The sequence below is a fragment of the Corynebacterium minutissimum genome, from assembly GCF_016889765.1.
GTDB lineage: Bacteria > Actinomycetota > Actinomycetes > Mycobacteriales > Mycobacteriaceae > Corynebacterium > Corynebacterium minutissimum_B.
In genome coordinates, this window is sequence record NZ_CP069533.1 from 1,072,572 (window position 1) to 1,098,918 (window position 26,347).

The 26,347-nt window shown below is 65.2% G+C and carries 18 protein-coding genes; 12 read left to right on the forward strand and 6 right to left on the reverse strand.

The annotated features are described in order from the left end of the window. Positions 1-10: 10 nt before the first annotated feature. Complete coding sequence (locus tag I6J26_RS04960) at positions 11-1,102, reverse strand: glycoside hydrolase family 3 N-terminal domain-containing protein (protein WP_181815404.1); 1,092 nt, start codon at positions 1,100-1,102, stop codon at positions 11-13. Between the two features lie 58 nt (positions 1,103-1,160). On the opposite strand from I6J26_RS04960, the gene I6J26_RS04965 reads away from it, so the two are divergent. From I6J26_RS04965 to I6J26_RS12975, 3 genes are read left to right on the forward strand one after another with little or no spacing between them, the layout of a single operon-like run. Then, positions 1,161-1,652, forward strand: coding sequence for a universal stress protein (locus tag I6J26_RS04965; RefSeq protein WP_115023846.1), 492 nt, complete (start codon positions 1,161-1,163; stop codon positions 1,650-1,652). An 11-nt stretch (positions 1,653-1,663) separates the two neighbouring features. Then, the gene (locus I6J26_RS04970) at positions 1,664-1,861 is read left to right on the forward strand and encodes a DUF2613 domain-containing protein (RefSeq protein WP_039672548.1); all 198 of its coding nucleotides are present in this window, start codon (positions 1,664-1,666) and stop codon (positions 1,859-1,861) included. Positions 1,862-1,863: 2 nt separating this feature from the next. Beyond that, a complete protein-coding gene (locus I6J26_RS12975) occupies positions 1,864-5,130 on the forward strand; it encodes an alpha-(1->3)-arabinofuranosyltransferase domain-containing protein (protein ID WP_115023849.1) in 3,267 nt (1,088 codons plus the stop codon). Between the two features lie 280 nt (positions 5,131-5,410). Here the strand turns inward: I6J26_RS12975 and I6J26_RS04980 are convergent, their stop codons facing one another. After that, complete coding sequence (locus I6J26_RS04980) at positions 5,411-6,583, reverse strand: acyltransferase family protein (protein ID WP_115023851.1); 1,173 nt, start codon at positions 6,581-6,583, stop codon at positions 5,411-5,413. 20 nt (positions 6,584-6,603) lie between these two features. Here I6J26_RS04980 and I6J26_RS04985 point away from each other — a divergent pair, with 20 nt between their 5' ends. Both I6J26_RS04985 and I6J26_RS04990 read left to right on the forward strand, forming a co-directional pair. Next, the gene (locus tag I6J26_RS04985) at positions 6,604-7,608 is read left to right on the forward strand and encodes a DUF3068 domain-containing protein (protein WP_239121838.1); all 1,005 of its coding nucleotides are present in this window, start codon (positions 6,604-6,606) and stop codon (positions 7,606-7,608) included. 11 nt (positions 7,609-7,619) lie between these two features. Further along, positions 7,620-9,125, forward strand: coding sequence for a hypothetical protein (locus I6J26_RS04990; protein WP_239121839.1), 1,506 nt, complete (start codon positions 7,620-7,622; stop codon positions 9,123-9,125). Here the strand turns inward: I6J26_RS04990 and I6J26_RS04995 are convergent. Then, positions 9,049-10,140 (reverse strand): glycosyltransferase family 4 protein, encoded by a 1,092-nt coding sequence (locus I6J26_RS04995; RefSeq protein WP_115023853.1) that lies wholly within the window; start codon positions 10,138-10,140, stop codon positions 9,049-9,051. The genes I6J26_RS04990 and I6J26_RS04995 overlap by 77 nt on opposite strands. Before the next feature lie 24 nt (positions 10,141-10,164). Between I6J26_RS04995 and I6J26_RS05000 the strand changes: the two genes are divergently transcribed. Then, positions 10,165-10,920, forward strand: a complete 756-nt coding sequence (locus I6J26_RS05000) for a class I SAM-dependent methyltransferase (protein ID WP_115023855.1) — start codon at positions 10,165-10,167, stop codon at positions 10,918-10,920. 54 nt (positions 10,921-10,974) lie between these two features. Here I6J26_RS05000 and I6J26_RS05005 read toward each other — a convergent pair whose 3' ends face one another. Then, a complete protein-coding gene (locus I6J26_RS05005) occupies positions 10,975-12,795 on the reverse strand; it encodes a phosphoenolpyruvate carboxykinase (GTP) (RefSeq protein ID WP_115024506.1) in 1,821 nt (606 codons plus the stop codon). Positions 12,796-13,149: 354 nt separating this feature from the next. Between I6J26_RS05005 and trmB the strand changes: the two genes are divergently transcribed. From trmB to I6J26_RS05035, 6 genes are all read left to right on the forward strand, one after another. After that, on the forward strand, positions 13,150-13,923 hold the full coding sequence (gene trmB / locus I6J26_RS05010; RefSeq protein WP_115023857.1) for a tRNA (guanosine(46)-N7)-methyltransferase TrmB: 774 nt from the start codon (positions 13,150-13,152) through the stop codon (positions 13,921-13,923). Then, positions 13,923-14,534: an NYN domain-containing protein gene (locus tag I6J26_RS05015; protein ID WP_070673316.1), complete on the forward strand. Its 612-nt coding sequence runs from the start codon at positions 13,923-13,925 to the stop codon at positions 14,532-14,534. Before trmB ends, I6J26_RS05015 begins: the two co-directional genes overlap by 1 nt. 7 nt (positions 14,535-14,541) lie before the next feature. Beyond that, a complete protein-coding gene (locus tag I6J26_RS05020) occupies positions 14,542-16,857 on the forward strand; it encodes an MMPL family transporter (protein WP_115023860.1) in 2,316 nt (771 codons plus the stop codon). Continuing rightward, positions 16,854-17,864, forward strand: a complete 1,011-nt coding sequence (locus I6J26_RS05025; protein WP_115023863.1) for a lysylphosphatidylglycerol synthase transmembrane domain-containing protein — start codon at positions 16,854-16,856, stop codon at positions 17,862-17,864. Before I6J26_RS05020 ends, I6J26_RS05025 begins: the two co-directional genes overlap by 4 nt. Next, positions 17,865-18,212, forward strand: coding sequence for a DUF3054 domain-containing protein (locus I6J26_RS05030; RefSeq protein WP_115023865.1), 348 nt, complete (start codon positions 17,865-17,867; stop codon positions 18,210-18,212). It begins immediately after the preceding gene. A gap of 157 nt (positions 18,213-18,369) precedes the next feature. Then, positions 18,370-19,383, forward strand: a complete 1,014-nt coding sequence (locus I6J26_RS05035; RefSeq protein ID WP_115023868.1) for an HNH endonuclease signature motif containing protein — start codon at positions 18,370-18,372, stop codon at positions 19,381-19,383. A 267-nt stretch (positions 19,384-19,650) separates the two neighbouring features. Here the strand turns inward: I6J26_RS05035 and I6J26_RS05040 are convergent, their stop codons facing one another. Both I6J26_RS05040 and pks13 read right to left on the reverse strand, forming a co-directional pair. Beyond that, a complete protein-coding gene (locus tag I6J26_RS05040) occupies positions 19,651-21,198 on the reverse strand; it encodes an acyl-CoA carboxylase subunit beta (RefSeq protein ID WP_115023870.1) in 1,548 nt (515 codons plus the stop codon). Beyond that, positions 21,195-26,033 carry a polyketide synthase Pks13 gene (pks13, locus tag I6J26_RS05045; RefSeq protein ID WP_115023872.1) on the reverse strand — a complete coding sequence of 1,613 codons (4,839 nt, stop codon included), beginning with the start codon at positions 26,031-26,033 and terminating at the stop codon, positions 21,195-21,197. The genes I6J26_RS05040 and pks13 overlap by 4 nt, the downstream gene beginning before the upstream one ends. Positions 26,034-26,347: the final 314 nt, after the last annotated feature.

A 26,347-nucleotide genomic window follows, 5' to 3' on the forward strand; every position in this document is an offset into this window, starting at 1 on the left:
CTAGTTTTTCCTAGTCGGCATCCTGCTGTGCCACTACTTCCACCGCCGCATCAATCACCGCGTCAATGTCGTCATCGGTGGACCACAGCGGCATGTCAGCACCTGCGGCGAGGGCGGCGGCCACGGCTTCCGGCACACTGAAGTTCTCCGAAATCGAGGCCATTCCTCCCAGGTCATCGGTATAAATGGTGCCTTCAAAACCAAGTTCTTCGCGGGCCAGCTGGTAGGCCCGCGGGTTGAGGGAGGCAGGTTCCTCACCCAGACCGGGGACCACGAGGTGGCCCATCATGAGTGCTGCCTCGGGCGCCTGCGGAAGAGCTGCGTGGAAGGGCACGAACTCGTGGCCGGAAAGTTCCTCCAGCGGCGGAGTAACGGCCTGGCCCAGGTGCGTATCCCCGGAGGCGCGCCCATGGCCGGGGAAGTGTTTGAACACGGCCTTGACTCCTGCTGCCTTAAGCCCGCGGGCAAAGGCCGCGCCATAGTCGCCCGCAGCCTTCGGGTCGGTGGAAAAAGCGCGGTCGCCGACGACCTCCAAGCCTCCCCCGTCTACGTCGAGCACCGGGGCAAAGTCCACCGTCACGCCGTGCGCGCGGAGGCTGTGCCCAATCTCGGTGGCCATCTGCTCCACCTCTTCTGGGGAGTGGCCCTCCGCCATGACCTGCGGGGAGGGATACTCCCCCAAAATCTCAGAAAAGCGCTGCACGCGGCCGCCCTCGAAATCGATGGACACTTCGAAGTCACGGCCCACCTCCTCACGTAAAGCGTTGATTCCCCGTGGGCCATCGCTGAGCAGTTCCGGGTCAGCCCAGCTCGGGATAAACAGCCCGCCGACGCCTGCGTCCAGCTTCGCGCGCGCATCCTCGTAGTTCAGTGCCGGCGGCATGAGCTTTGCTGCCGCACGGGCCCGCACGTCCTCAAGCGCTTCGGACGCGGGTGCTTCGGACGCGGGTGCCTCGGCCTCGCTGGTCTCGTCCGCGGCGCTGGGTGTGGCGGACGGCGTTGAGGGGGAAGGGGGCGGGGCGTCGGAAAGCACAGGCTCCGAACCGCACGCACTGAGGACGCACGCGGTACTCAACAGGAGGGCGGAAGTTGCTTTTCTCATACCCACCAGTCTGCCTGAAGGGCCCGCGCGGGCAACATCCGATTGTTAGGATGGTCACATGAGCAACGGAGAAACCCTGCTAATCGCCTACGACGGCTCCGACCGCGCAGACCGCGCTCTCGAATACGCCGCGCACTTGCTACGCCCCACCGACGTCGAAATCCTCACCGCGTGGGAAACCTCCGCGCGCCAAGCCGCGCGCGCCGTGAGCCGCACCGGCCTGCACCAGTCCACCGTGTCTCCCGAGCACGTGGAGGAGGACCCCGCGTATGAGGAAGCAGTGGCGATTTGCCGCCGGGGAATCGCCAAAGCGGAATCCCTGGGCCTGCGTGGACATGCCCACCTGGTGGAGTCGGTGACGTCGATTCAGAGCGCGATTGTCGACGCCGCCCAGGAACTCGACGTCGACGTCATCGTCACCGGCACCCGCGCGCTGACCGGCTTCCGCTCGCTGTGGACGAACTCGACGGCGGAGTACATTGTGCGCAACGCCGGCCTTCCGGTCTTTATCGTGCCGCCGGAGAACGACGACGAAGACGACGACTGCTAGAATCTGGCGCCATGGCATTCGATAGCGATTCCCTCAACAAGCGCACCCTGGGCCCGGCCCTGGGCAGTGCTGTCGTTGGCGTGGCGTTGGGAGTCGTCACCATCCTGGGCATTGCCCAGTTCTCGCAGGCAGACGCCGTGCCGAGCGATAACTCTGTCAAAGCCTCCGACGCCGTGATGGGCGGGCCGGAGTACGGCTCCCGCGAGTAAGCGTGCGCGCACGCATCGGGGGGCTTTTCTTTCTAGCCCTCGTGGTTCTGGTGCAGCCATGGGGGCTGACCGCCGCCGATACCAAACATGATCTGGTGGCCAACCCGGCAGGCTTTCTAGCTGGTGCGCTGCATGCTTATACCGATACTTTCACGCTGGGCCAGCTGCAGAACCAGGCTTATGGCTACCTCTTCCCGCAGGGCTTGTTCTTCCTGCTGGCGGACCCGCTGCCGGATTGGATAGCGCAGCGCGCCTGGTGGTTTGTGGTCCTGTCCGTGGGCTTTCTGGGTTTCTTCCGCCTATTCCGCGCAGTACTTCCCGCCGCGCCGGATTATGCCGCGCTGGCGGGCGGAGTGCTCTATGCGCTCTCACCGCGCACGCTAACTACGTTAGGCGCGATTTCCTCGGAGACCTGGCCGGTCATGCTGGCACCTTGGGTACTGCTGCCCTTCCTGCGGCCGGGCCGGCTTTGCTGGCGGGATGCAGCACCTTCGGTGGTGGCGGTGGCATGCATGGGCGCGGTCAACGCCACGGCCACACTTGCCGCTTGCCTGCCGGCGGGTTTGATCCTCTTGTGGCGGCGCGCGGGCAAGACCGGCCTAGTGTGGTTGGCCGGATGCGCGGCGGTGTCCGCGTGGTGGATTATCCCGCTGCTCATCCTGGGCCGCTATGCCCCGCCTTTTACCGAGTTCATCGAATCCGCTGGCGTGACCACGCGCTGGCTCAACCTGGCGGAAATCCTGCGCGGCACCACCAGCTGGGCGCCTTTTGTCGATACCGAGCGCATCGCCGGCAATGAGCTAGCCACCGAGCCGGTCTTCGTGCTGTTCACGGCCGGTGTGGCCGCCCTGGGTCTTATGGGGTTGTCCCGCCTGCCGCGCGTGTGGAGTGTCATGCTGCTGGTGGGCGTGGCCGTGCTCGGCACGCATGCCGCGTGGTACCTCGATGCGCTCGACGGGCCGTTGGCCGCGCTGCGCAATGTGCACAAATTCGACCCGCTGGTGCGCATCCCGCTGGTGCTCGGCGTGGCCGCGATTGCCGCCCGCGTGAGGTTGCCGCGGACGTTGTCCCCGGGGCGTCGTGAAGCAGCGGGCCTTCTGGTGTGCCTCGTGGTGATGGGGGCGACCGCTCCTGCGTGGGCAGGCCGGCTGCTGCCCAAGGGCGCATACGAAGAGGTGCCTGACTATTGGCACGAAGCCGCCTCCTTCATGAATACTCTGGACACGCGCGTGCTCATCTACCCGCCGGCCTCCTTTGCACGGCAGGATTGGGGCTGGACGCGCGATGAACCGGCGCAGCCGCTTCTCGACGTCCCCTGGGCCGTCCGCGACGCCGTTCCCCTCATCCCGCCCGAAGCCATCCGTGGCTTGGACGGAGCGATGGCGCAGATTTCCCGCGACCCCGCGTCCGCGCCTTTAGTGTTGCAGCGCCTCGGCATCGGCGCCGTCGCGGTGCGCCATGACCTCATCTCTGGTTCTTCGGCCCACATCCCGGGCGAGGTCCACACCTTCGGGGAGGTCGACGTCGTGGTTTTCGACGCAGACCTCTCCATGAACCTCGCGCCTGCGGATCCGCCGCGCGTGGCGGGCGGCGGGGAATCGCTCGCACTCCTGGAAGGCCCCCACGAGCTGGTCTCCTCCAACGCGGACATCGTCACCGATACACCCACCCTGCGCGACCGCAACTACGGCACGCTCACCGGCCCAGTCTCCGCGCCGCTGGCCCCTGATGACCCCTCCACGGTGCGCAACCGCCTGCGCGACTATCCCTCCGCCGGCCCGCTGACCCAGGTGGTGGAGCACGATGGCCGCGTCACCGCGTCGTCGTCTGCCGCGGATGCTTCGGCTTTCGGCGGGGCGAACCCGGCGCGCTCTCTTACTGCGGCCGTCGACGGCGAGAACTCCACTGCCTGGTGGCCAGCGCCTGGCGATTCAGGCCGGCTGGAGCTGCATTCTTCCTCCACGTGGGCCTCGCCTACGCTGCGACTGATGACCACCGGCACGACTGAGGTGACCATCCACAACGGTGATTCTCAGGTTACGGTCACCATGGAGGCCTACCGCGCCCGCGATATCCGCGTGCCCGGCGCGCATGCCTCCACCATCCGCATCGAGCCGCAACGCCGCACCGGGATTGCCGAGGCCTCCATCGTGGACCAGCCCACCCCGCGCCGCCTCGTCACCGTCCCCGATACTTCACCGGATGCCGAGCAGTTCCTCTTCCAGCAGGACAACGAACGCATCCTCATCCGCTCCTTTACTTCCCCGCGCGATATGACCGTGCGTGTGTTGGGTGAGAAGCCCGTGCTTATCGACGGCTCCCCCCACTCCCCCGGCTCCACCTTCGACCTGTCCGCCGGACAACACCTCGTGCGCACCACCGGCGATTGGGCGGCCCTGACAGATACCGCGTCCTCCTTGCCCGCGCCCCTGGCTGCCTCGTCTCCTGACATATCCGGTTCCGCCGCCGACTCGGCCACCGCATCCGGCGCGGACCATGGCTATGCCCCGCTCGCTGCTGGTTCCCCCATCGAGCCCGCCGACCACGACCGCCTCCTTATCACCGGCCGCGCCTTCAACGAGGGCCTGCGCGGCGAGCTCCGCTCCCCCAGCTCAGCCCCGGACTCGGCACAAGATTCCGCGCCAGCCTCCAGCTCGGAACCTCTAGCCCTCAAGCCGCGCTCCATCGATGCCGACACTCAGGCCTTCCTCATCCCTGCTGGCGCTAGCGGCACCTTCCACATGACTTTTGTTGCTGACCGCGCCTACCGCGTGGGCCTCGGCCTCGGCGGCGCGCTCGCCGCGCTGACTACCGCGCTGTGCCTGCTCGTCATGGCCCGCGGCCTCCGTTCCCAAGCCACTGCCCCTGCCTCATCCGCGACAAACGCAGCACACGATTCAGCCGCAACCGGCCCAGTCGCCGATGCTGCCCTCCGGGCAACCTCCGCGGCTTCCGAAACGGCCTCGCCCGCCCGTGTTGCCCACTCGTCTCTCTCGGCGCGTGTCCTTCTGGCACTACTCGTCGCGGCAACGATGGCGCTCGTCGCGGGTATGCCCGGTGTGGCCGCCGCTGCCGCGGCGTGGGTCATCACGCGCTGGACCACGCTGCGCTCCGACTACTTGGCGGGCGCGCTCACCTTGGCCGCGGGCGCGATGCTCGCCCGCGCACCCTGGCCCTCGGAGGGCTACGCCGGTGACTCGCTGCTGGTCCAGCTGCTCTGCGTCGCGGCTATCACGTGTGCCTGCCTCCCACCCCGCCGCGCCTCTTAGGGACGCAGCCGCGCTGTACATAGCTGTCCGCCCCTGCTGCTTCCTTTGGGGCCGCTGGTTTCGACGCGGACCCGCTACGCATGGTGCTCCGAGCAAAGCGCCTCTCAAAGGGCATCCCACAGATGGCTCCCCACAGAAGGCATCCCACAGACGGCATCTTCAGCGCTAAAAACGCCATCTAGAAGGGGCAAATGGCGTTCTTAGGAGCAAAGACGCCTTTTGACTGATGCCTTGTACAAGATGCCTGCTGCGAAATCGGAGGCGAGGCCAAGAAGGCTAGTTAGGAAGCAGAATCAGTCGAGCCAGCGGCGCTGGCAAGGGATGCGGACCCCACGGTAGCGGAATGGGAAGCGGAGCCGGCAGAGCTATCTGCCTGGCGCGGCAGGGAACGCGGGACGACGATGCGGCCGCGGGCAAGGGAGCGGATGAGGTCGCGGCCGGGGACCTCGACAAGCACGTAGGTCGCAGCAGACAGGACGCAACTGACCACCACTGTAAAGACCAGCACCACCGCGAAATCCCAGGCAGAACCGGAGAAGGCCGACACGCCTAAAAGCGGAAAAGCGATGGCCAGCACCGCCACATGCCACATGAAAACCCCATAAGACCAGCGGCCCAGCGCCCGCATCACCGCCGAGGAGAGCCAGCTTTCCCGCGGGGCCAGCGCCACCGGCACGACGATGCACGCCCCGCACACTGCGCCCACCGCGATGCGGCGCGCAAACTCACTAGGCTCTGGATGGACCAATCCCTGCGGCCCGAACCACTCGCGGCTAGCCAGCCACACACACCCCGCGGCCACCGCCCAGCACACCGGACGCACGGTGCGCCCAGCACGCACACGCATGCCGGCCGACTCCGCCTCCGCAGCCACCATGCCCACCGCGAACCATGAAAAATACGCCGGTGGCCAAATCTGCGTATTGACATCGCCGGATTCATACCCGGCCACAAATGGCAGGAAACCCCAGAACAGACTCAGCACGCCAGCACCCACAATGAGCACCACCCGCGGGCGCGCCGAAAACTTATCCAACATCCACACCAAAAGCGGCAACACCGCATAGAAGGCGAACTCCACGCTCAGCGACCATAATTGCGTCAGCCCAGGCACCAGCCCATCGGCGATATACAGCTGTGTACCGGTCAGGTTGGTGAGGAGTTGAGGGAGGGTTAAGGGGGAGGCGTCGGGAAGCAAGGCGAGTACCGCCACCACGCACACCAGATACAGAGGCGCCAAGCGCGCCACGCGGGAGAGCGCATACTGCCGCGCCGTATGCGCGTGCCGCCGGCGCCACAGCAAGAACCCACTGAGCACGAAGAAGACCGCCACGCCGTAGTCCAAGCGCTCGGCCCAGGCCCAGCCGGTAGCCGTCTGGAAGGACACGTGCGTGACCACGACCGCCATTGCTGCCAGCGCACGCACGCCTTCGAGCTCAGGGAGAAAGCGCATGGCCCACTACGATACTATTTTTGCAGTACATCCCTCGACCGATCGGAGCTGACGTGTTCCTTCGCTCGCGCCTAGCGCAGGTGACGATTGCCGCCGCGGTCTTCCTCATCCTCGGGTCCATCCTGCCGCCGCTGTACAACAACCAGTCGAGGCCCCTAGCCACGGACCTGGCCTTCGAGGTCCGCGCGGAACAAGACGGCGCCGCGTTGACCCGGCACACCGCAACCGCACCTGTGGACAAGGATTCGGTGGCACGCACACAGTCCACCATGGACCTCACCGTAGATGGCGAGACCGTCGTGCACATCACCGAGGATTCCCTGCTCAACCGCGAATCCACCTATCCGGTCGCCGGCCCGAACACGACGCAGCACATCGAGATCCCGGCTTTTGACCTGCACGTGGACAACGAGATCGAGCGCGATGGCATGAGCTATTTCTTTCCCGCCGGCGCGGAGCAGCGCTCTTATCCCTTTTTCGATCCCCTGACGCAAAGCGCCAAGCCCATCGATTTCCTTCGCGATGAAAAGCTCGACGGCATCCCCACCTACGTCTTCCACCAGGACGTCGCGCCGGTCTCGCTCCTCCAGGTCTTTGGCTTTGATGCTCACCGCGCCGGCCCCGCGGGTGACTTCTACTCGCCGGAATCCCTGGAGCGCTACCACCTGAAGCCGGCTTCGCACGTCATCCTTGAGCCCTTCTACGCGGTGAGCCGCACGGTGTGGGTGGAGCCCACCACGGGCACCATCGTGAAAGAGGTGCAACACCCGCGCATCTTCTGGGCCACCGACGCCACCCAGGCCCAGGCTATGGTCGACGCCGATGACACTAAGGAGCGTGCGCTTCTCGACGTCCCCCTCACCTGGTCCCCTGACACCCTCACCGAGCACCTCGACTCGGTGCGCCGGGTGATCGACACTGTGAAGGTCTTGGGTATCGTCGGCTGGCTGGGCAAGGCCATCGGCGTGGTGTTGTTGGCGGTAGCGGCCGCGATGTTCATGCGTGGCCGTGGCCAGAACGCTTAAGGGCGTCTGCTGTGTCCTCCTCGCAGTGCTCTGTTCCTCCGGTGTCCGGTTCCCGTGCGGTGAGCTGGGCCCTTGGGCTCTGGGGCGGGGTGCTCGTGCTTGCGGTGTGCTGGCCTTTTCTGCTGCCGGGTGAATTCGTGTGGCGCGATATGGTCCTGCTTGACCGGCCAGCTTTGAGCGCTTCTGCCTTCGGCGCCGGCGACCTGCCTGCGCGCAATGCCCCGCAAGATGGCGTGCTCGCTCTTCTCGGCGGTGCGTGGCTGGCTCGAGTTTTCATCCTTGCCGCTGCGAGTGCCTCGGCGTGGGTAGCGTGCCGGTGGGCACGCACGTCTGGCCCGTGGGCCGCATCCGCGGCGATGGCGTGTGCCGTGGCCAACCCCTTCGTCATTGAGCGCCTCCTGCAGGGCCAATGGTCCCTGGTGGTGGCCGCATGGTTAGCACCCGTGATCGCGTGGGGCTGTCTGCAAGGTCGCCCCCGTCTAGCGTGGCTGGCATTGTGGGCCGCGTCCTTGACGCCCACCGGCGGGCTCTTCGGGGGACTCATCGCGGTTGTCTGTGAGCGCGAAGGGCGAAGAAGGTGGCTTTTTGCGGGCGGCTCGGTGTTGTTGTGGCTGCCGTGGTTGGTTCCAAGCCTCGTGGCTGGACATCCAGCCGCCTTTGGGGACCCCGCCGCCCAGGCCGCGGCCTTCGCCCCGCGCGCAGAAGCCTACGTGGGCACGGTCGGCTCGCTTCTCGGTTTCGGCGGCATCTGGAATGCCGCCGCCGTGCCGGCTTCCCGTGAGAACGGCTTCGCCGTGGCGGGACTAGCGGTCGCCGCCCTCGCCGTCTTGGGCGCCACTCGCCTTCCTCGGCGCGAGCTGCGCCCCCTCGCAGTTTTGGCAGTTGCCGGCATGGGCCTGGCCATCCTCGGCGCGCTGGCGCCTGGGTTGACTGCCTTCGCCGTCGAGCACATCCCCGGTGCGGGTTTGCTGCGCGATTCCTCCAAGCTCACTCTTCTGGCTTTGCCGCTGGCCGTCGCGGGAATCGGGGCCCTGCGCCACCTACCGGCCGCGCTCGCACTATGCGCCTGCCTGCTCCAAGCCCCTGATGCGCCGCGGGAGCTCGCCGTGTTGAAGCCGCGCGAAACGGGCATCGACCGCCAACTCGTCGAGGAACTCGACGGGCGGCTCACCTTCTTCGCCGACCGCCCCGCCATGGTGCCGCTCGACGGCGGCATTGCCCTCGACCCCTACTCCAAAGCCGCGAACAAGCTCGACTCCGGCGAGCTCACCGTCGACGGCGTGACCGTGGATGAGCCATCTCCGCGCTACCTGGCGGCCGCCGAAGCCTGGACCACGCGCGACCTCGCCCGGTTGGAGGAACTGGGCGTGGGCGCGGTCGTCGAAAAGGGAAGCATCGTTGCCACCACGAACGCCCAACCGGCACCCGTACCGTGGGGGCTTAGCGCCGCCTGGTGCGCACTTCCGCTTCTAGCAGCTCTTCGAAACGCGCGCCGGTTTTCTCCCACGAAAAGGTAGCCGCCAACTCCCGCGCCGCGTGGCCTAAACGGCGGCGGAGAGAGGGGTTGCCGACAAGCGCGCGCACCGCCGGCGCGAACTCTTCCTCGCGCTGCACCAGCACACCAGTCTCACCGTCGATGACGCTGTCTTGCAGGCCAAACTCATACCCCACCGTGGAAACCCCATGTTGGGCCGCCTCCATGACTGCCAACCCCCAGCCCTCTTTGCGAGACGGCATGAGGTGGACGTCGGCACGCGCGAGCAACGCATGTTTATAGTCCTCGGTGACCTGACCGCGGAAACGCACGCGGTCCTCCACCCCGTGGGCTCGCGCATACTCGCGCAGTTGGGATTCCCACCAGCCGGAACCGATGACGTCGAGAAGCGCGCCCGGAATCCTAGCCACGGTGTCCATGGCGTGCTCAATCTGCTTGTGCGGCACCAGGCGCGACAGGGTCACCAGGTGAATCTCGGCCTCGCGCTCTAGGGTAGGCACGTGCTTCGGCAGGGGATCCACGCCGTTCTCAATGATGCACGCGCCACGAATGCCCAGCTTCTCCAGGTCACGCTTCGAGGCCTCCGAGACCGTCACCCACGTGTTCTCGCGATACAGTGCGGGCACCACTCGGGATTCCAGGAACCACCCCAGCCGCGCCAGGACAGGGCCGGCCACCGGCCACTGCTCGCGGTGACAGTGGTGCGTCAGGATCACCACGGGCGCACGAGTAGCCAGGCGCGCGAAAAAGGGGATGCCGTTGTGGGTATCCACCACGACATCAAAGCCGCGCATACCGGGCGCGCCGAACAACATCGCCAACAACGCGCGCGGGTAGACGCTGAATTTGGCCCCAGCGCGCGAGTAGAGCACGCCGTTGCGGCGCTCGCGCTTCGCGGCGTTCATGTGGCGCGCAGTACGAAAGACCACCTCGTGGCCTTGGGCAGCGAGGTACTCGCCGACGCGCTCGAGGTAGCGCTCCGAGCCACCGCCTTGCGGGTGGGTGGAATCGCGCCAACAGAGTAGAAGGATTTTCATGTCGAGGAACTAGCCTAGTGGGTTATGAAACGCACCCGTGCCTTGGCCACCTTGCGCCGCTCCTGGCGGCTGCTGCGCTCTTTCCGCTTCGAGCAGACAGCGCCCGCCATCTTTTATGGCGGTTTGGCTGAGGACACCGCTGCGCTTGTCGACGCCCTTACCCACGACCACTCCCTCTCCCTCACCGGCGCGCGCGTGCTCGACGTCGGGGGCGGGCCCGGCTATTTCGCTTCCGCCTTTGCCCAGCGCGGGGCCAGCTATGTGGGGCTGGAGCCGGACGTGGGTGAGATGGCCGCTGCCGGCATCGAGGTGGCTCAGGCCGTGCGTGGCGACGGCACGCGCCTGCCCTTCGCAGAAAACACCTTCGACATCACGTATTCCTCCAACGTAGCCGAGCACATCCCCAACCCGTGGGTGATGGGGGAGGAAATGCTGCGCGTGACCAAGCCCGGCGGGCTGGTGCTCCTCAGCTACACAGTGTGGCTGGGGCCTTTCGGCGGGCACGAGACCGGCCTGTGGGAGCACTACGTGGGCGGCGAGTTCGCCCGCGACCGCTATATCCGCCGCCACGGCCACCCGCCGAAGAACGTCTTCGGCACCTCACTCTTTGCGCTCTCCGCCCGTGAGGGTCTGGACTGGGCGCAGGGCGTGACGTCGCAAGGCTCGCAGCTCGTCGCCGCTTTCCCGCGCTACCACCCGTGGTGGGCCTGGTGGGTGACAAAAGTACCGGTTGTGCGCGAGTTCCTCACCTCCAACCTGGTCCTCGTCCTGCGCGCTTAACCCCCGTAAAACGCCGAATGCTCCCCCGCAGGGGAGCATTCTTAACAGTAAAGGTTAGGAGGCAGCCTCAACGCGCTCCTTGAGCGCCTTGAACTGGTCCCACACCTCAGACGGCACGCGGGAGCCCAAGAAGTGCAGGTACTCCTTGTTGTCTTCCATGTCGCCAGCCCAGTCCTCCGGGTTGACGGCAAGGGCCTCGCGGACGTCTTCGATGTCGAAGTCGATGCCGGTGAGGTCAATATCCTCCGGGCGGGCGGTGTGGCCCACGACGGTCTCAACGGCCTCGACATTGCCCTCGATGCGGTCCACAATCCACTTAAGAACGCGGGAGTTCTCGCCGAAGCCCGGCCACAGGAAGCGACGGTCCTCGCCACGGCGGAACCAGTTGACCAGGAAGATCTCCGGCATGCGGTCGCCGCCCTTTTCACCCATGTCGATCCAGTGCTGCAGGTAGTCACCAGCGTTGTAGCCCATGAACGGCAGCATGGCCATCGGGTCATGGCGCAGAGCGCCGACCTTGCCCTCAGCGGCAGCGGTCTGGCCAGAGGACAGCAGGGCGCCAATCATGGTGCCGTGGTTCCAGTCGAAGGCCTGGGTCACCAGCGGGACGGTGTCAGCGCGGCGGCCGCCGAAGAGGATGGCATCAATCTTGACGCCCTTCCAATCATCGAATTCCGGCGCAGCGGACGGGCACTGCGTAATCGGCACGCAGTAGCGGGAGTTCGGGTGCGCAGCCTTGGTGGTCGAAGCCGGAGTCCAGTCGTTACCATGCCAATCGATGAGGTGCTCCGGGGCCTCGCCCATTTCCTCCCACCAGACATCGCCGTCGTCGGTCAGCGCGACGTTGGTGAACAGGGTGTTGCCCGGCTCCATCGTCTTCATGGCAATCGGGTTGGAGTCGTAGTTGGTACCCGGTGCCACACCGAAGAAGCCGTTCTCCGGGTTCACGGCGTACAGGCCATCCTCGCGCAGCTTCATCCAGGCAATGTCATCGCCCACAACCTCAGCCTTCCAGCCCGGGATGGTCGGGGTGATCATGGCCAGGTTGGTCTTACCGCAAGCAGACGGGAAGGCGGCTGCGATGTGGTAGTTCTTGCCCTCCGGGTTGGTGAGCTTGAGGATGAGCATGTGCTCTGCCATCCAGCCCTCTTCCTTCGCCATGACGGAAGCGATACGCAGCGCGTAGCACTTCTTGGCCAGGATGGCGTTTCCGCCGTAGCCGGAGCCGTAGGACCAAATCTCCTTGGTCGCCGGGAACTGCGTGATGTATTTCTTCTCGTTGCACGGCCACGCGACGTCCTCCTGGCCCGGCTCCAGCGGGGCACCGACGGAGTGCAGAGCGTGGACAAAGTCGCCATTCTCACCAATCTTGTCCAGAGCCTGCTGGCCCATGCGGGTCATGATGCGCATGGACAGCACAACATAAGCGGAGTCAGTAAGCTGAACGCCCAGCTTCGGGTCCGGGTCGCTGATGGGGCCCATGCAGAACGGCACGACGTACATGGTGCGGCCCTTCATGGAACCTCGGAAAGCCTCGGTCATCTCTTCCTTCATGGCTGCCGGCGGGGCCCAGTTATTGGTCGGGCCTGCGTCCTCGGCAGTCTCGGTGCAGATGAAGGTGCGGGACTCCACGCGGGCGACGTCCGAAGGGTTGGAGCGCGCCAGGTAGGAGTTCGGGCGCTTCTCCTCGTTGAGCTTGATGAGGGTACCCTTCTCTACGAGCTCGGCAGCAAGGCGATCGGCCTCCTCCTGGGAGCCGTCAACGAACACGACCTCTTCCGGCTGGAAGAGCTCGACGCTCTCACTGATCCACGAAATGAGCTTCTCATTCTTCGTGGGCAAGTCACCTACAAGGCCTGGAATAGTTGCGGTCATTTCATATTCTCCTGTGTTCGGTGGGCCAGGGCACTTCTTAGCGTCGGTGGGGATCTTCTCCACCATCGACGTCTCGCCTTCCAGAGTACGGACGCTGGTGATACCAAGATGTGTAATAAGGGCCACCCTGGTTATATCCACCCAGCTCACGACGACTATCCCAAGGGTATAGGGCTGTGAAATACAGCACTGCAAGGAAAAATTCCCCCCTGGACGGGGGTAAACAATGCCCCATCGGCACGTACCGTACGGCCGTACTCCTACCCCCGACTCGCCCGATCGGGCATGACCGGGACCTCCTGCACGGCGCGGCACGTTGCCTCAAACCCCTGCTTAAGGGAAAGATATAAGCCGATGAATAGCGCAGACTCTTCCCACAACCCCGCCGCCGAGTTGCCCCATGGCCGCGGCCTCCAGACGGACTTCAATGCCGAGTTCAACAACGATCTGGACTACCCACGCCTTGGCAACGTCACCTTCCGCCGCGGCACCCTGACTGACAACCAGAACGCCCTCTTCGAGGAACACTGGCCCAAGCTGGGGCAGATGCTTGCCGACGTCCCCCTCGACATCCCCGCCTGGTTCGGCCGCGAGGGTGCGAAGACCATCGTGGAGATCGGTTCCGGAACCGGTACCTCAACCGCAGCCATGGCGCCACTGGAGCAGGACACCAACATCATCGCAGTGGAGCTCTACAAGCCGGGCCTGGCCAAGCTGCTGGGCTCCATCGTGCGCAATGATATTGAGAACATCCGCATGGTGCGCGGCGATGGCATCGAGGTTCTTATGCGCATGTTCGCGCCCGAGTCCTTGGATGGCATCCGCATCTTCTTCCCGGACCCGTGGCCCAAGGCCCGCCACCACAAGCGCCGCATTATCCAGTCCGGCACACTCAACTTGTTCGCCTCCCGCCTGAAACCCGGCGGCGTGCTCCACGTGGCCACCGACCACGCCGGCTACGCCGAGTGGATTGATGAGCTCGTGGAGGTCGAGCCCTCCCTGGATTACAAGGGCTGGCCCTGGCCGGAATGCCCCATCCTCACCGACCGCCAGGTCATCACCAAGTTCGAGGGCAAAGGCCTGGATAAGGAACACGTCATCACCGAGTACCTGTGGGAGAAGAAGTAATGGCCGGCACCTATCTTCTGGTGTGGGATGCGCCCAACATGGATATGGGGCTCGGCGCCATCCTCGGCGGGCGACCCACCTCCGCACACCGCCCGCGTTTTGATGCGATTGGCCGCTGGCTGGTGGAGCTGGCCTTCGACAACGACGCCACTCCCGAAGCCGCCGTCTTCACCAACGTCACTCCCGGCGGCGCCGACGTCATCCGCCCTTGGGTCGAGGCCATCCGCAACGTCGGCTTCGCCGTCTTTGCCAAGCCAAAGCTGCACGAGGACGATGACGTCGACCCCGACATGGTCGAATACATCAAGGCCAACCGCGAGAACCTCTCCGGCGTTATCGTGGCCTCGGCCGACGGCCAGAACTTCCAGCACCTGCTGGAACAGCTCTCTGCTTCCGGCCTGCCCACCTGCGTCCTCGGCTTCCACGAGCACGCCTCCTGGGCTGTGACCCATCCGGAGATTGAGTTCGTCGACCTCGAAGACATCGAGGGTGTCTTCCGCGAACCGCTGCCACGCGTTAACCTGGATAATCTGCCTCCAGGCGGCGCCTGGCTGCAGCCTTTCCGCCCGCTGTCCGCGCTGCTTCCGGACCGCGCGCCCGAGCACAGTTAGGAGCCGCATGTTTTATTCTTGGGGCCGCTTCTCCTATGCCCACCGCAAGGTCATTCCGCTTATTATCGTCGGGCTCATCCTCGGCCTCTTCTTCGGCTTCGGCACCCGCCTGGGTGACCGGATGAGTCAGGAGGGCTGGGAGGACCCGGGGGCGGCGTCGACAAGCGCTGCACAGATCGAACTGGAGACCTTCGGCCGTGACAATTCCGGCGACGTCATCCTGCTTTTCGACGACCCCGAAACCCACGCCGCCGAGGCCAAGGCCTTCCTGGATGACCTCAAGGCTCAGCATCCGGAACAGATTGACTCCGTCACCAGCTACTTTGATAAGCGCAACCCGAACCTCATCACGCAGGACCACTCCACGGCATTCGCCGCCATCGGGCTCAAAGGCGACGGCGAGCAAACCCTCAAGGACTTCCGCGCCATCGAGGATTCCTTGCACGCCAGCGACCTGCCCGTGCAGGTAGCGGGCGCCACCGCGGTGGCCGATGCGCTCGACGAGGGCATGGCCGAGGACATCTCCCGCGCTGAGAAAGCCGCCCTGCCGCTCGTCGGTCTGCTGCTCCTCGTGGTTTTCGGCTCCGTCGTCGCGGCCTTCATGCCGCTCGTGGTGGGCGGGCTGTCCATCCTGGGCTCGCTAGGTATTCTTTCGATCCTGGCTGGCTTCCAGCAGGTCAACGTGTTTGCGCAGGCCGTGGTCACGCTGCTGGGCTTGGGTCTGGCCATCGACTACGGCCTGTTCATGGTGTCGCGCTTCCGCGAGGAGCTGGACAAGGGCCGCGATACGAAAGAAGCGGTGGCGATTACCACCGCTACTGCCGGCCAGACCGTGGTTTTCTCCGCCGCCATGGTGGCCGTGTCCCTCTCCGGGCTTTTCCTCTTCCCGCAGGCCTTCCTCAAATCCGTGGCCTACGGCTCCATCTCCGCGGTGGGGCTGGCGGCACTGCTGTCGGTGACGGTGCTGCCGTCGCTCTTTGGCATGCTGGGTCCCAATATCGATAAGTGGACCGTGCGCAAGACCTCGCGCCGCGGGCGCCGCATCGAGGACACGTGGTGGTACCGGATGCCGCGCTGGGCCATGGGCCGCGCCGGTGTGATGACCACCGCCATCTGCGCGCTACTCATCGCGCTGACATTACCGGTGCTGGGCGTGAAATTCGGCGGCATCAACGAGACCTACCTGCCGCCCAACCAGGACGCGCGCGTGGCGCAGGACCAGTTCAACGAGCAATTTCCCTCCTTCCGCACCGAGCCGGTCAAGCTCGTGGTGAAGAATGCGACGAATGAGCAGCTTGTCGACGTCGTCATGCAAGCCCGCTCCATCCAGGGCCTTACCGAACCGATGGGCCCGAAGACCGCGACTGTCGACGGCACCACCGCCCTCGGCGCCGGCATCCAGGACCGCGAGGACTACGCACGCATCGTCCACGAACTCGAGGACATCGAGGCGCCGGAGGGCGTGGAGCTCTACGTCGGCGGCACCCCGGCCATGGAGGTCGAGTCCCTCGATGCGCTCTTCGATACCCTGCCCTGGATGGCCCTCTACGTGGTGCTGGCCACCTTCCTTCTCATGGCGCTGGTCTTTGGCTCGTTCATCCTGCCGCTCAAGGCCATCATCATGACGCTGCTCTCCCTGGGTGCCACGCTGGGCATCTTGACGCTCATGTTCGTCGATGGCCTCGGCGCCGGCCTGCTCAACTACACCGCCGGCCCGCTCATGAGCCCGATCCTGGTGCTCATCATCGCCATCGTCTTTGGTCTCTCCACGGACTATGAGGTCTTCTTGGTCTCGCGCATGGTGGAAGCCCGCCGCCGGGGTGCGTCCACCGATGAGGCCATCGCTGCTGGCACCGCGCACACGGGCGGCATCATCACGGCAGCCGCGCTCATCATGATTGTGGTCGCAGGCGCCTTCGGTTTCTCCGACATCGTGATGATGAAGTACATCGCCTTCGGCATGATTTTCGCCCTGCTTATCGACGCCACCATCGTCCGCATGCTCCTCGTCCCCGCCGTCATGCACCTGCTTCGCGAAGACAACTGGTGGGCCCCGCGTTTCCTCACCCGCCTTACCCACCGCCTCGGCGGCGACAACACTCCAGCTGCCGAGCCGGCCCTAGCCACCGCATCCGCTGCCGCGCCGGCTGAGCAGGCAGAGCCGCACCCCTCCCCCGTGATTCCGGCTGAACAGGTTGAGGAGGCGTCGGCAAGCAAGGCTCCCGAAGCCGCCGTACGTGGTGACCGCAGCGCCGACACGGATGAGGAGCTCATCCCCTTCACCGAACTGATGCAGCGCCTCAACTCGACGGATAGACGATGAACAAGAGGTGGCTCACCTGGATAATCTCCCTGGTTATCCTGGCCGCGCTGGCGTGGTTCTTTCGTGACCAGCTCGACTTCATCACCGAAGGCCTACGCCGCCTGCGCCACGCCGAGCCGCTGCCGGTGGTGCTCGTCGTGGTGTTTGCGCTGCTCTCCATCGCGGGCATGGCCGAGGTGATGAAGCGGCTTATCGCCGCCGGCGGCGTCAACGTCCCGCTGCGCGAGACCTACGCCATCACGCTGGCCTCCAACGCGTGGTCCACGACCCTGCCAGCGGGCCCCGCCTTTTCGGCCCTGCTCACCTTTCAGGTGCAACGCCGTTGGGGCGCGTCGGTGGCGCTGTGCAGCTACTTCCTCTTTTTATCCTCAATCATTAGCTCGATGTTCCTCGCGCTCATTGGGCTCGGCGGGGTGTTTTTCCTCAACGCGGATATGGCGCTGGGTTCGCTGATTACCACGGTCATCCTGATGCTTGCCGCACTCGGCGGGATCTTTTGGCTGACCTCGCACCCTGAGACCCTCGAGGGCTGGCTACGCAAGCTGCGGCCCGGGCCTAAGCGGGACCGCGCAATCCAGGAGGTACGCAATCTAGGCGAAGTCCACCTGTCGCGCGGCCCCTTTGCCGTGGTTGCCGGGGCGTCGCTGGTGCACCGCTTAGCAGATATGGCCGCGCTGTGGGCTTCCGTGTGGGCGGTGACCGGGGAAATCCCGTGGCTGCGTGCGGGCGCTGATGACACTACCATTGCTGGCGTGGCCTTGGCTTTCCTCGCCGCGAAGCTGGCCGGTTCCGCGCAGGTCACCCCGGGCGGTGTGGGCACGGTTGAGGCCGCCCTCATCACCCCGCTGGTGGCGACGGGCCTCACCGTTGTGCACGCCACCTCCGCCGCCATCATCTACCGGCTTATTTCCTTTGCGCTCATCACTATTATTGGCTGGGTCATCTACTTCATCCACTACGCCCGCGATGGCTTTTCTTACGCGGCGTTGAATCGGAAGGAATCCTAAATGCGCGTTGCCCCGCTTATCGACGTCCTCGCTCTCGCCCTCTTCGCCGTCCTCGCCCGCCTAGCGCATGGAGGACTGAGCTTCAGCTCCTGGCTTGATGCCTTCTGGCCGTGGACCGTGGGCGCGCTGGTGGGCTGGGTCATCATCATGGCCACGAAGCTTGGCGGCCTGTGGAAGGAAGGCGCCGTGGTGTGGGTCAGCGCCATCCTTGGCGGCATGGCCCTGTGGGTGCTGGTCAATGGCCGCCTGCCACACTGGTCCTTCCTCATCGTGGCCACGGTGATGTCGGCGCTGCTGCTCTTTGGCTGGCGCGCCATCGCTGCTTTTACCTCCCGCTCCCGCGCCTAAAACTCGCTGCGGACCCGCTGCGCTGAATCGCATACTCTGATTCCCTCGGCCTTACTCATCTATCTTCACCCCGAGTGAGCCTTGAAGGATGGATATTTGAGCTGGGAGTTTGCTGTTCCGGTTGCGGGGTGGGTGGAGCGGGTTTAGTGTGTGAGCCATGAAGTTGGGGGACTTACTCGGGGTACTCGCTCGCGGCATGCACGTCGTTTCTTTGTGCGCGGGCCACACGCTCGATGAGATGATCGCACTTGGCGCGACTCCTCGGGTGGCACGGCAGTTAGATGCGCTCCGTCGCGTCTATTTCGGGCAGACTGCCTACACCGCCAAGCAGCGCCGCGCGCGGGAGACCACTCACGCGCTCGATACGTTGCTCACCATCGAGCGTCACGTCGCGCGTGTGAAGGATTCCCGCAAAGCCTGGGACCTGCGGGTGGAATTGTGCGAAACACCAGTGGGAGAGATTGCGGGTGTGGCGAAGCGCCGGCTTGCCGAGCTCACCCCGAAGCCCAGCCCTGGTGTCCGTGTGCGCCGCAGCGCTACCGGTCTGCACAGCATCACGATTACGGACCGTCCACGAGCGATCGCCGACATGGTGGGCACGCTTCGGGCGACGAACGACGACCTGCTCAAAGCTGCCCACGAGGTCTTTAAGGGCGAGGGCGGCTCCGCACCGGCGCTGCATGCCCATGTCATCGTGCGCCTCGACGAGCTGGAAAAAATTGCGCGCGGCGAAGGCGATGACATCATCCTGCAGGCCACCGACGGCGGCACCATGACCGGCGCAGAGTTCGTGCGCGCGAAGTTTGCCGAGCGCGGCTTCGTCACTCTCGTCCACCCCACCCAGGGCCCAGTGAATCTCTACTTCACCAGTCGGTTCGCAAGCGACAAGATGCGGCTCATGTTGGGCGCGGAGCATCCGATGTGCGCGTGGTTTGGATGTAATAAACCCGTCACGGAATGCCAAATGCACCACATACAACGCTGGCAGGATGGCGGGCCTACCAACATCAGCAACCTGGTGCCCTTATGCCAGTATCACAACGCAATTAACGACGACGACCCCACTCGCCCCACCGGCCGGGGTCGAGTCGACCGCATCAACGGCAGAGTCCATTGGTTGCCGCCCGGTGGCGGTCCTCCAGTTCCTAGTCCCAGTCCTGCTTGGCCCTAAAGCACGGATCGAAAAAGCCCCTCCACGAGGAGGGGCTACAGGCGCTGGTTTACTTCGAGCTCAGGGAAGAACCGGAGACGGTAACACCGGCGCGGTTGAGCAGCATGATGACGAGGTTGATGATGTCGCCACCGAGGTCAATAACGCTAGACAGCATGAGGATTCTCCTTTATTCGATTACCGAGACTTAATGTTTATCGTGCGAGGATGCCCTTGACGTTACGCCCCTGCAAGAAAACCGGCATACAGTTTGGGGCACAACCGGCGCTAGAGCGGGGAGATGGTGTGCTTCTTGGGCAGGTCCTTCTCTTGTTTATCGGCAAGCTGACGCAGCGCACGGCGCAGGGCTAGACGCGACTCGGTGGGCTTAATCATGCCATCGAGGTAGCCGCGCTCCGCGGCGACATAGGGTGCGGTCATGGTCTCGTCGTAGAAGTCCATGAACATCTTCTTCGTCATGGCGCGCTGCTCCGGGGTCTCGGCGGCCTCGAGCTGCTTGCCGGCAATCATGACCACCGCGGCGGCCGATCCCATCACGGCGATCTGGGCCGTCGGCCACGCCAGGTTGATATCTCCCGTCAGGTTCTTCGAGCCCATCACGGCATAAGCACCGCCATAAGCCTTGCGCACGATGAGCGAGACCTTCGGCACGGTAGCCTCCACCACGGCGAAAGCAAACTTCGCGCCGCGGTGAATCAAGCCCGCCTTCTCCTGGTCCACGCCCGGCAGGTAGCCCGGCGTATCCACTACGAAGACCAGCGGGATGTTGTAGGCATCGCAAATACGGATAAAACGCCCACCTTTATCGGCGGCGTCCGCATCGATACAACCCGCCGAATGCATCGGGTTATTCGCCACAAAACCCACGGCTTTGCCATCAATGCGGCCAAAAGCAGTGATGACGTTGGGGGCGTAGTTTTCCTGGATTTCGATGAGCTCGTCGTCGTCGCCAAGCTGCGTCAGCAGGTCCATCATGTCGTAGCCGGCATTCGTGTCATCCGGCATGAAGGAATTCAGCTCGGTGTCCTGGGCTACCTCCTCATCAGATGGCGCGTCAAAGACAGGCGCTTCATCGAAGCAGGTCAGCGGCAGGTGGTCCAGCAAGTCACGCACGAGGTCGAAGGCATCATCCTCCGAGGGCACCACGACGGAGACGTTACCGTTGAGCTCCTGCTGGCGGGCGGAACCTAGGTCGTGGGAAGAAATCTCCTCGCCCGTGACCTCCTTGATCACGTTCGGGCCCGTCACGTACATTTCCGCCTCACCATCGACGGCGATGATGAAGTCCGTGGTCACCGGCGCATACACCGCACCACCAGCGGACTTACCCATCATGATGGAAATCTGCGGGCTGCGGCCACTAAGCGGCAGCTGGCGGCGGGCAATCTCGGAGTACATGGCCAGAGACGTCACCGCATCCTGGATACGCGCGCCACCGGAATCCTGGATACCGATGACCGGGCAGCCAATCTTGATGGCCAAATCCATGATGTCGGTAACCTTCTTACCAAAGGTCACGCCCACGGATCCGCCGTAGACGGTCTTATCGTGTGCGTAGATGCACACCGGGCGGCCATTGATGCGGCCGTGGCCGGTGACCACGCCGTCGGAGTAAATCGCGTCCGGGTCACCGGGGGTCTTGCCCAGGGCGCCGGTTTCGACGAAGGAGCCTTCGTCGAGAAGCGCGGCGATGCGTTGGCGCGGCGTGGAACGTCCGGCCTCGTCGCGGCGGGCACGGGAGCGCTCGCTGCCGGGGTCCTGGGCACGCTCGAGGCGCTCGCGCAGGTCCGCTAGCTTGTCAGCGGTGCTAGTCACTTCCGAATCTTCTCCTCGATCCAATCCTCCATGTGCTTGCCCACGATACCGATTGCCGGCTCGTCGGGAACCGCCAGGTGGTCGCCCGGCAGCTGCACAATCTCCAGATCCTTCACGATAACGCCCCAGCCGCCGTCCGGGTTAATCTCCGCATACGCCGGCTCGAGTTCGATGGCGCCGTCGTGCATGCGCTCGGAGCGGAAGAGGATGACGGGCACGCTTACCGACGCCCACCTTCCCATATCCAGCGAGCCCAAAATCTGGTTGTCGACGAAGGACGCACGCTGGTGCTCGAGTACACCGGCGGAGAGGCCGTGCTCGGAGGCGTCGGTGGAGCTGAGGAATTCCGCGAGCATGGCCATGAGCGCATCTTCGCCGACGGTTTCCAGCATCTCGTAGGGCGGCTCGAAGTCGAGACCGTAGGTCTTCTTGGCAAAGGCGGCGTAGCGTCCCCAGCGGGCCTTGGTTTCCTCCAGCGTCTTCGGGGCCGGATGCGCCGGCTGGGTGGTATCCAGCAAAGCGATGAAGGCAACCTCGGCAGTATCCTCACCGCGGGCTGCGCGCTCCTGGAGCTGGTAGGCCACCTCGTAGGCCAACGCACCGCCGAAGGACCAGCCGCCGAGCACGACCTTGCGGCCGCGCGCGTAGTGCAGGATGTCCTCGATGTAGGCAGCGGCGCGATCCTCCAGGCTGCCTTCAAGGCGCTCCACGCCGTAGACGGCGACGTCGGCCGGCAGGCGGCGGGTCAGTGGCTGGTAGACCACGGTGGTGCCGCCGGCCGGGTGGAACATGAAGACGGCGGGACCGTCGGCCTCGCGCAGGACGCGGATGTTGCCCTCGACCTCGGTCTCCAGGCCCTCGCGGACGAGATCCGCCAGGTTCTCCAGTGCTTCGGCCTCCTGAACCTGCTGGGCGGTGACCTCGATGCCGGCGCGCTCGGTGAGGCGCTCGGCAATCTTCTCTGCTATCTCATCGCTGACCTGCGGCAGCGCGGAAGTCACGCCGGCGGCGGCCTTGCCCGTAAAGGTGGCCCAGGTACCGAAGACCATGCGCTCGGAGGCATCGCGCGGGGCCACGCCCACGCCTTCGTGCTCCTCGCCGCTATTTTCGCCGCGCAGCCCATCCGCGCCGCCCTTCGCGCTCACCGTGGAGGCGTCTGGGGTGGTGTCGTCGCTCTCGGTGAGCGCGAAGGGTGCGGTGTGAGCGTCTGCGGCGTCGGTAGCGGGCGCGGCTGGGCCGTCGGCGGTGGTGAGATCGGCGCTGGTTTGCTCGGCGACGGCTTCCTCGACCATGGTGATGACGTCGGCGAGGGAGGCGTCGCGAAGCGCCTGCACCTGCAGTGGCGGGATCTGGAAGTCGTTCTCCACACGGTTCTTGATGCGCATGCCCATGAGCGAATCCAGGCCCAGGTCAATGAGCGGCAGCTCGCGCGGGAGGTCAGAGACGTCGTAGCCCATGGACTCAGAGACGATGAGCGCCAAGCGCTCCTCCACGCTCTCCTTCTCCGGATCCCAGCGCACCGCATCAACGCCCACCTCGGGGTCGGCGAACTGCGGCGCGGTGACCGCCTGCGGCAGGCTCGGCTCCGGGGTGGCGGCGGGGGCCGCGAGGTTCAGGGTAGAGGCGAAACCTTCCGCGATGAGCTTGGTCGACGCGCCATCCACGTAGTGCACCGCCACGGACAGGCCGCCGAGAGTGCGGCGCACAATGGTGGTGACCTCACCCTTCGCCGGCAGGTCCGCATGTTCCTCGCTGGCGGCAATCTGTGCGCCCGGGGACACGGCCTCGGCGGCAGCCTCTAGGATGGCCAGGGCACTCGGCGCCTGGTCCGCGTTTGTGGAGAAGGCCACGGCGCCCTCCGGCAGGGTGACGCGCGCGCCCGGCAGACCGGAGATACCAGCGGAAGGGCGGGCGTTGGTCCAGAAACGCTGGCGACGGAAGTGGGTCGAGGGGGCGGCAACAAGCGCGCCGGAGCCGAAGACCTTTGTGTAGTCCACTGGGACACCCGCAACGTAGAGCTTGGCCAGCACATCCAGCAGCGACTCGGTGGGGTCCACCTTGCGCTTCAGGCTGTACAGCAGCTGCGCGTCCGCCTTGCCCGCGGCGAAAGCAGTGGACATGAGGCCCATCAGCGCAATCGGGTTCGGGGAAATCTCCACGATTTGGGTATGGCCCGCGTCAAAGGCCGACTCGGTCGCGTCCTGCAGGTAGACGGAGTGGCGAGTCATGCGGATCCAGTAGTCTTCGTCGTGCAGCACAGTGCCCGGACGGTAGGCCTTGCCGCGGTCCACGGAGGAAAACAGCGTGGTATGCAGCGGGCGGGCCTCAATGCCGGCGATTTCCGCATAAAGCTCTCCCAGCAGCGGGTCCACGGCAGAGGTGTGGCCGGCAGCCTTGACGTTGAGCGCACGGGCGAACTTGCCCTCGCCGTCGAGCTTCTCCACCAGCGCGAGGACCTCCTCGCGCGGGCCGCCCACTGTGGTCATGCCGGGGCCGGTGTAGACGGCGGGCTCGATATTGCCTGGTAGGGCACCAATCTCCTCGGCGGAGAGTTCGACGACGGCCATGGCGCCTTGTTGATCGTCGGGAAGCGAGGCCTCGCCCTCCCCCATGAGGCGCGCGCGGTGGCAGGCAATGAGCATGGCGTCCTCCGCGGAGATGCCGCCGGACGCGTAGGCCGCGCCGATTTCACCCATGGACATGCCGATCACGCCGGCCGGGCGCACGCCGAAGGCGGCGAACAGGTCCGTCAGCGCAATCTGGATGGCGGTAATCGCCACCTGCGCGGTTTCGGTGTTGTAGGTCTGGGAGTCATCGTGGACGAGCTCCAGAATGGACCAGCCAGATTCGCGCTGGACAAGGGCGTCGAGTTCCACCAGACGTTCTTTAAACAGCGGCGATATCTCAATCATGTCCTTGGCCATCTTGCGGTGCTGGGAGCCGAAGCCGGAATACATGAAGACGGGGCCGTGTACCGACGGGGAATCCGCCGCGGCGATGCCCACGGAGACGGTTCCCTCAGACACCTGGCGGAGGCGCTTGATGGCCTCCTCGCTTGACGACGCCATCACTACCGCCCGCGAGCGCCCATGATTGCGGCGGGCGAGGGTGCGGGCCAGGGAGAGCAGGTTCGGGTTCTCGGCCTCGATGTACTCAGCGAGGTCGGCTGCAGCAGTGGCGCGGCGCGAAGGCAGCAGCCCGGAGACCGGCAGGGCAACCGGCTGGCCCTCTCCGACGGCGACCTGCGGGGCAGCCTGGTAGGTCAGCCCGCGGTAATCGGTAAGGACAACGTGGGCGTTGGTGCCGCCGAAGCCGAAGCCGGAGACGCCGGCGATTTTTTGGCCGGAGTATTCGGGCCATTCGCGTGGGTCCTCGACCACTTCGAGGTGCTCAGCGTCAAAGTCGATGTAGCGGTTGGGGCCGGCGTAATTGATGTTCGGCGGGATGACGCCATGGCGCATACCTTCGATGACCTTAATGAGGCCAACCACGCCCGCAGCGGATTCAGAGTGGCCGATATTGGTCTTGGCGGAGCCCAGAAGGGTCGGGGTGGCGGCATGGCGGCCCGGCCCGAGAACACGGCCGAGAGCGGTGGCCTCGATGGGATCACCGAGGATGGTGCCGGTGCCGTGGGCCTCGACGTAGTCCACGTCCTGTGGGCGGATACCGGCGTCGGCGTAGGCGCGCTCGAGGACGTCGACCTGCGCGTCCGGGTTCGGAGCGGTCAGGCCGTTGGAGTGGCCGTCGGAGTTAACGGCAGAGCCCTTGATGACGGCAGCGATGGTGTCACCGTCGCGTTCGGCATCCTCGAGGCGCTTGAGCACGAGAACGCCGGCGGCATCCGCGCGGACGATGCCGTCGGCGTCATCGGAGAACGCATGGATGGCACTGGTGGGCGAGGTGACGCCGAGCTCGCTAAAGCCGATGGAGGCATGCGGCGAGGCCAGGATGTTCACGCCGCCGGCCAGGGCTACGTCGGCCGCGCCGACGCGCAGATCCTTGACTGCCTGGTTGACGGCCACGAGGGAAGCGGAGCAGGCAGTATCCACGTTGAGGGACGGGCCGCGCAGATCGAATGCGTAGGACAGGCGGTTGGCGATGATCGCCGAGGAGGTGCCCGTCATCGCGTAGGGGTGCATCTCTGCTGGGTCGGCGGTGATGAGCATGCCGTAGTCGTTGTTCGTAGAGCCCATGTACACGCCAGTAGCGGTGCCGCGCAGCTGGTTGGCTGGGACCCCAGCGTCCTCCAAGGCCTCCCAGGCCACTTCGAGGAGGATGCGCTGCTGCGGGTCCATGTTGGCGGCCTCGAGCGGGGAGAGACCAAAGAATTCGGCGTCGAAGCTGGCGATGTCATCGATGTAGCCGCCGTCGGTGTTCTGCTGCTCTATCTTTTCGCTGGTAATCGGGTCGGAGGAATACTCCGACCAGCGGCCCACGGGCAGCGGGCCGGTACCAGGCCGGCCCTCCACGAGCATGTTCCAGAATTCAGCGACGTTCTTCGCGCCCGGGAAGCGGCCGGCATAGCCGATGACGGCGATGTCGCCGCCCGCGAGATCGGCAGGGCGAGGCGCCGACACTGCTTCCCCTGGCACGCTGTGGGTGGCGCCGTTGACCAGACGTTCCGCCAGCTGTGCAATCGTGGGGTACTCATACGCCACGGTGGGCTCGAGTTTAATGCCGAGAAGGTTTTCTAATTCACCGGAAAGAACCACGGCGTCGCGCGAGGACAGTCCGAAGTTCTCCAGCGGTTTGGTGTCCGTGATTTCCTCTGCGGAGAGGCCGGTGGTCTGCGCAACCCAGGTGCGCAGCCAGCCACGAAGCTCTTCAACGGTCATAAATCTCTAGCTTTCTAACGCGGACTATGGTCATAAGGCGGTCGATTTTGCGCAGCACGAAGGCGCGCTCGACGACGCTCCTATACGAGTTATCGGACGATTATCTCACTTCGTTAACTTGGGTTTCATAACCGACATACCCATTGACTCCCCCACCAGCGAAAACTCGCCGGAGATCCGCACACTTACGCGCGCGCACGCGCGCGCGAGAGAGTAGGCGGCTTGGGCTGCGCGGGCGAGTGTTGCGGGGGCGCGTGCGCACGAGAGAGTGGGGGGTTGCTCTCACATGGCTCGGTGAGCCCCGGTAGGCGCCA

Bases quoted from the DNA above. Each gene is read 5' to 3' on its own strand.
- I6J26_RS04960 (WP_181815404.1), bottom strand. From the start codon at position 1,102: ATGAGAAAAGCAACTTCCGCCCTCCTGTTGAGTACCGCGTGCGTCCTC.
- I6J26_RS04965 (WP_115023846.1), top strand. From the start codon at position 1,161: ATGAGCAACGGAGAAACCCTGCTAATCGCCTACGACGGCTCCGACCGC.
- I6J26_RS04970 (WP_039672548.1), top strand. From the start codon at position 1,664: ATGGCATTCGATAGCGATTCCCTCAACAAGCGCACCCTGGGCCCGGCC.
- I6J26_RS04980 (WP_115023851.1), bottom strand. From the start codon at position 6,583: ATGCGCTTTCTCCCTGAGCTCGAAGGCGTGCGTGCGCTGGCAGCAATG.
- I6J26_RS04995 (WP_115023853.1), bottom strand. From the start codon at position 10,140: ATGAAAATCCTTCTACTCTGTTGGCGCGATTCCACCCACCCGCAAGGC.
- I6J26_RS05000 (WP_115023855.1), top strand. From the start codon at position 10,165: ATGAAACGCACCCGTGCCTTGGCCACCTTGCGCCGCTCCTGGCGGCTG.
- I6J26_RS05005 (WP_115024506.1), bottom strand. From the start codon at position 12,795: ATGACCGCAACTATTCCAGGCCTTGTAGGTGACTTGCCCACGAAGAAT.
- trmB (WP_115023857.1), top strand. From the start codon at position 13,150: ATGAATAGCGCAGACTCTTCCCACAACCCCGCCGCCGAGTTGCCCCAT.
- I6J26_RS05015 (WP_070673316.1), top strand. From the start codon at position 13,923: ATGGCCGGCACCTATCTTCTGGTGTGGGATGCGCCCAACATGGATATG.
- I6J26_RS05020 (WP_115023860.1), top strand. From the start codon at position 14,542: ATGTTTTATTCTTGGGGCCGCTTCTCCTATGCCCACCGCAAGGTCATT.
- I6J26_RS05025 (WP_115023863.1), top strand. From the start codon at position 16,854: ATGAACAAGAGGTGGCTCACCTGGATAATCTCCCTGGTTATCCTGGCC.
- I6J26_RS05030 (WP_115023865.1), top strand. From the start codon at position 17,865: ATGCGCGTTGCCCCGCTTATCGACGTCCTCGCTCTCGCCCTCTTCGCC.
- I6J26_RS05035 (WP_115023868.1), top strand. From the start codon at position 18,370: ATGAAGTTGGGGGACTTACTCGGGGTACTCGCTCGCGGCATGCACGTC.
- pks13 (WP_115023872.1), bottom strand. From the start codon at position 26,033: ATGACCGTTGAAGAGCTTCGTGGCTGGCTGCGCACCTGGGTTGCGCAG.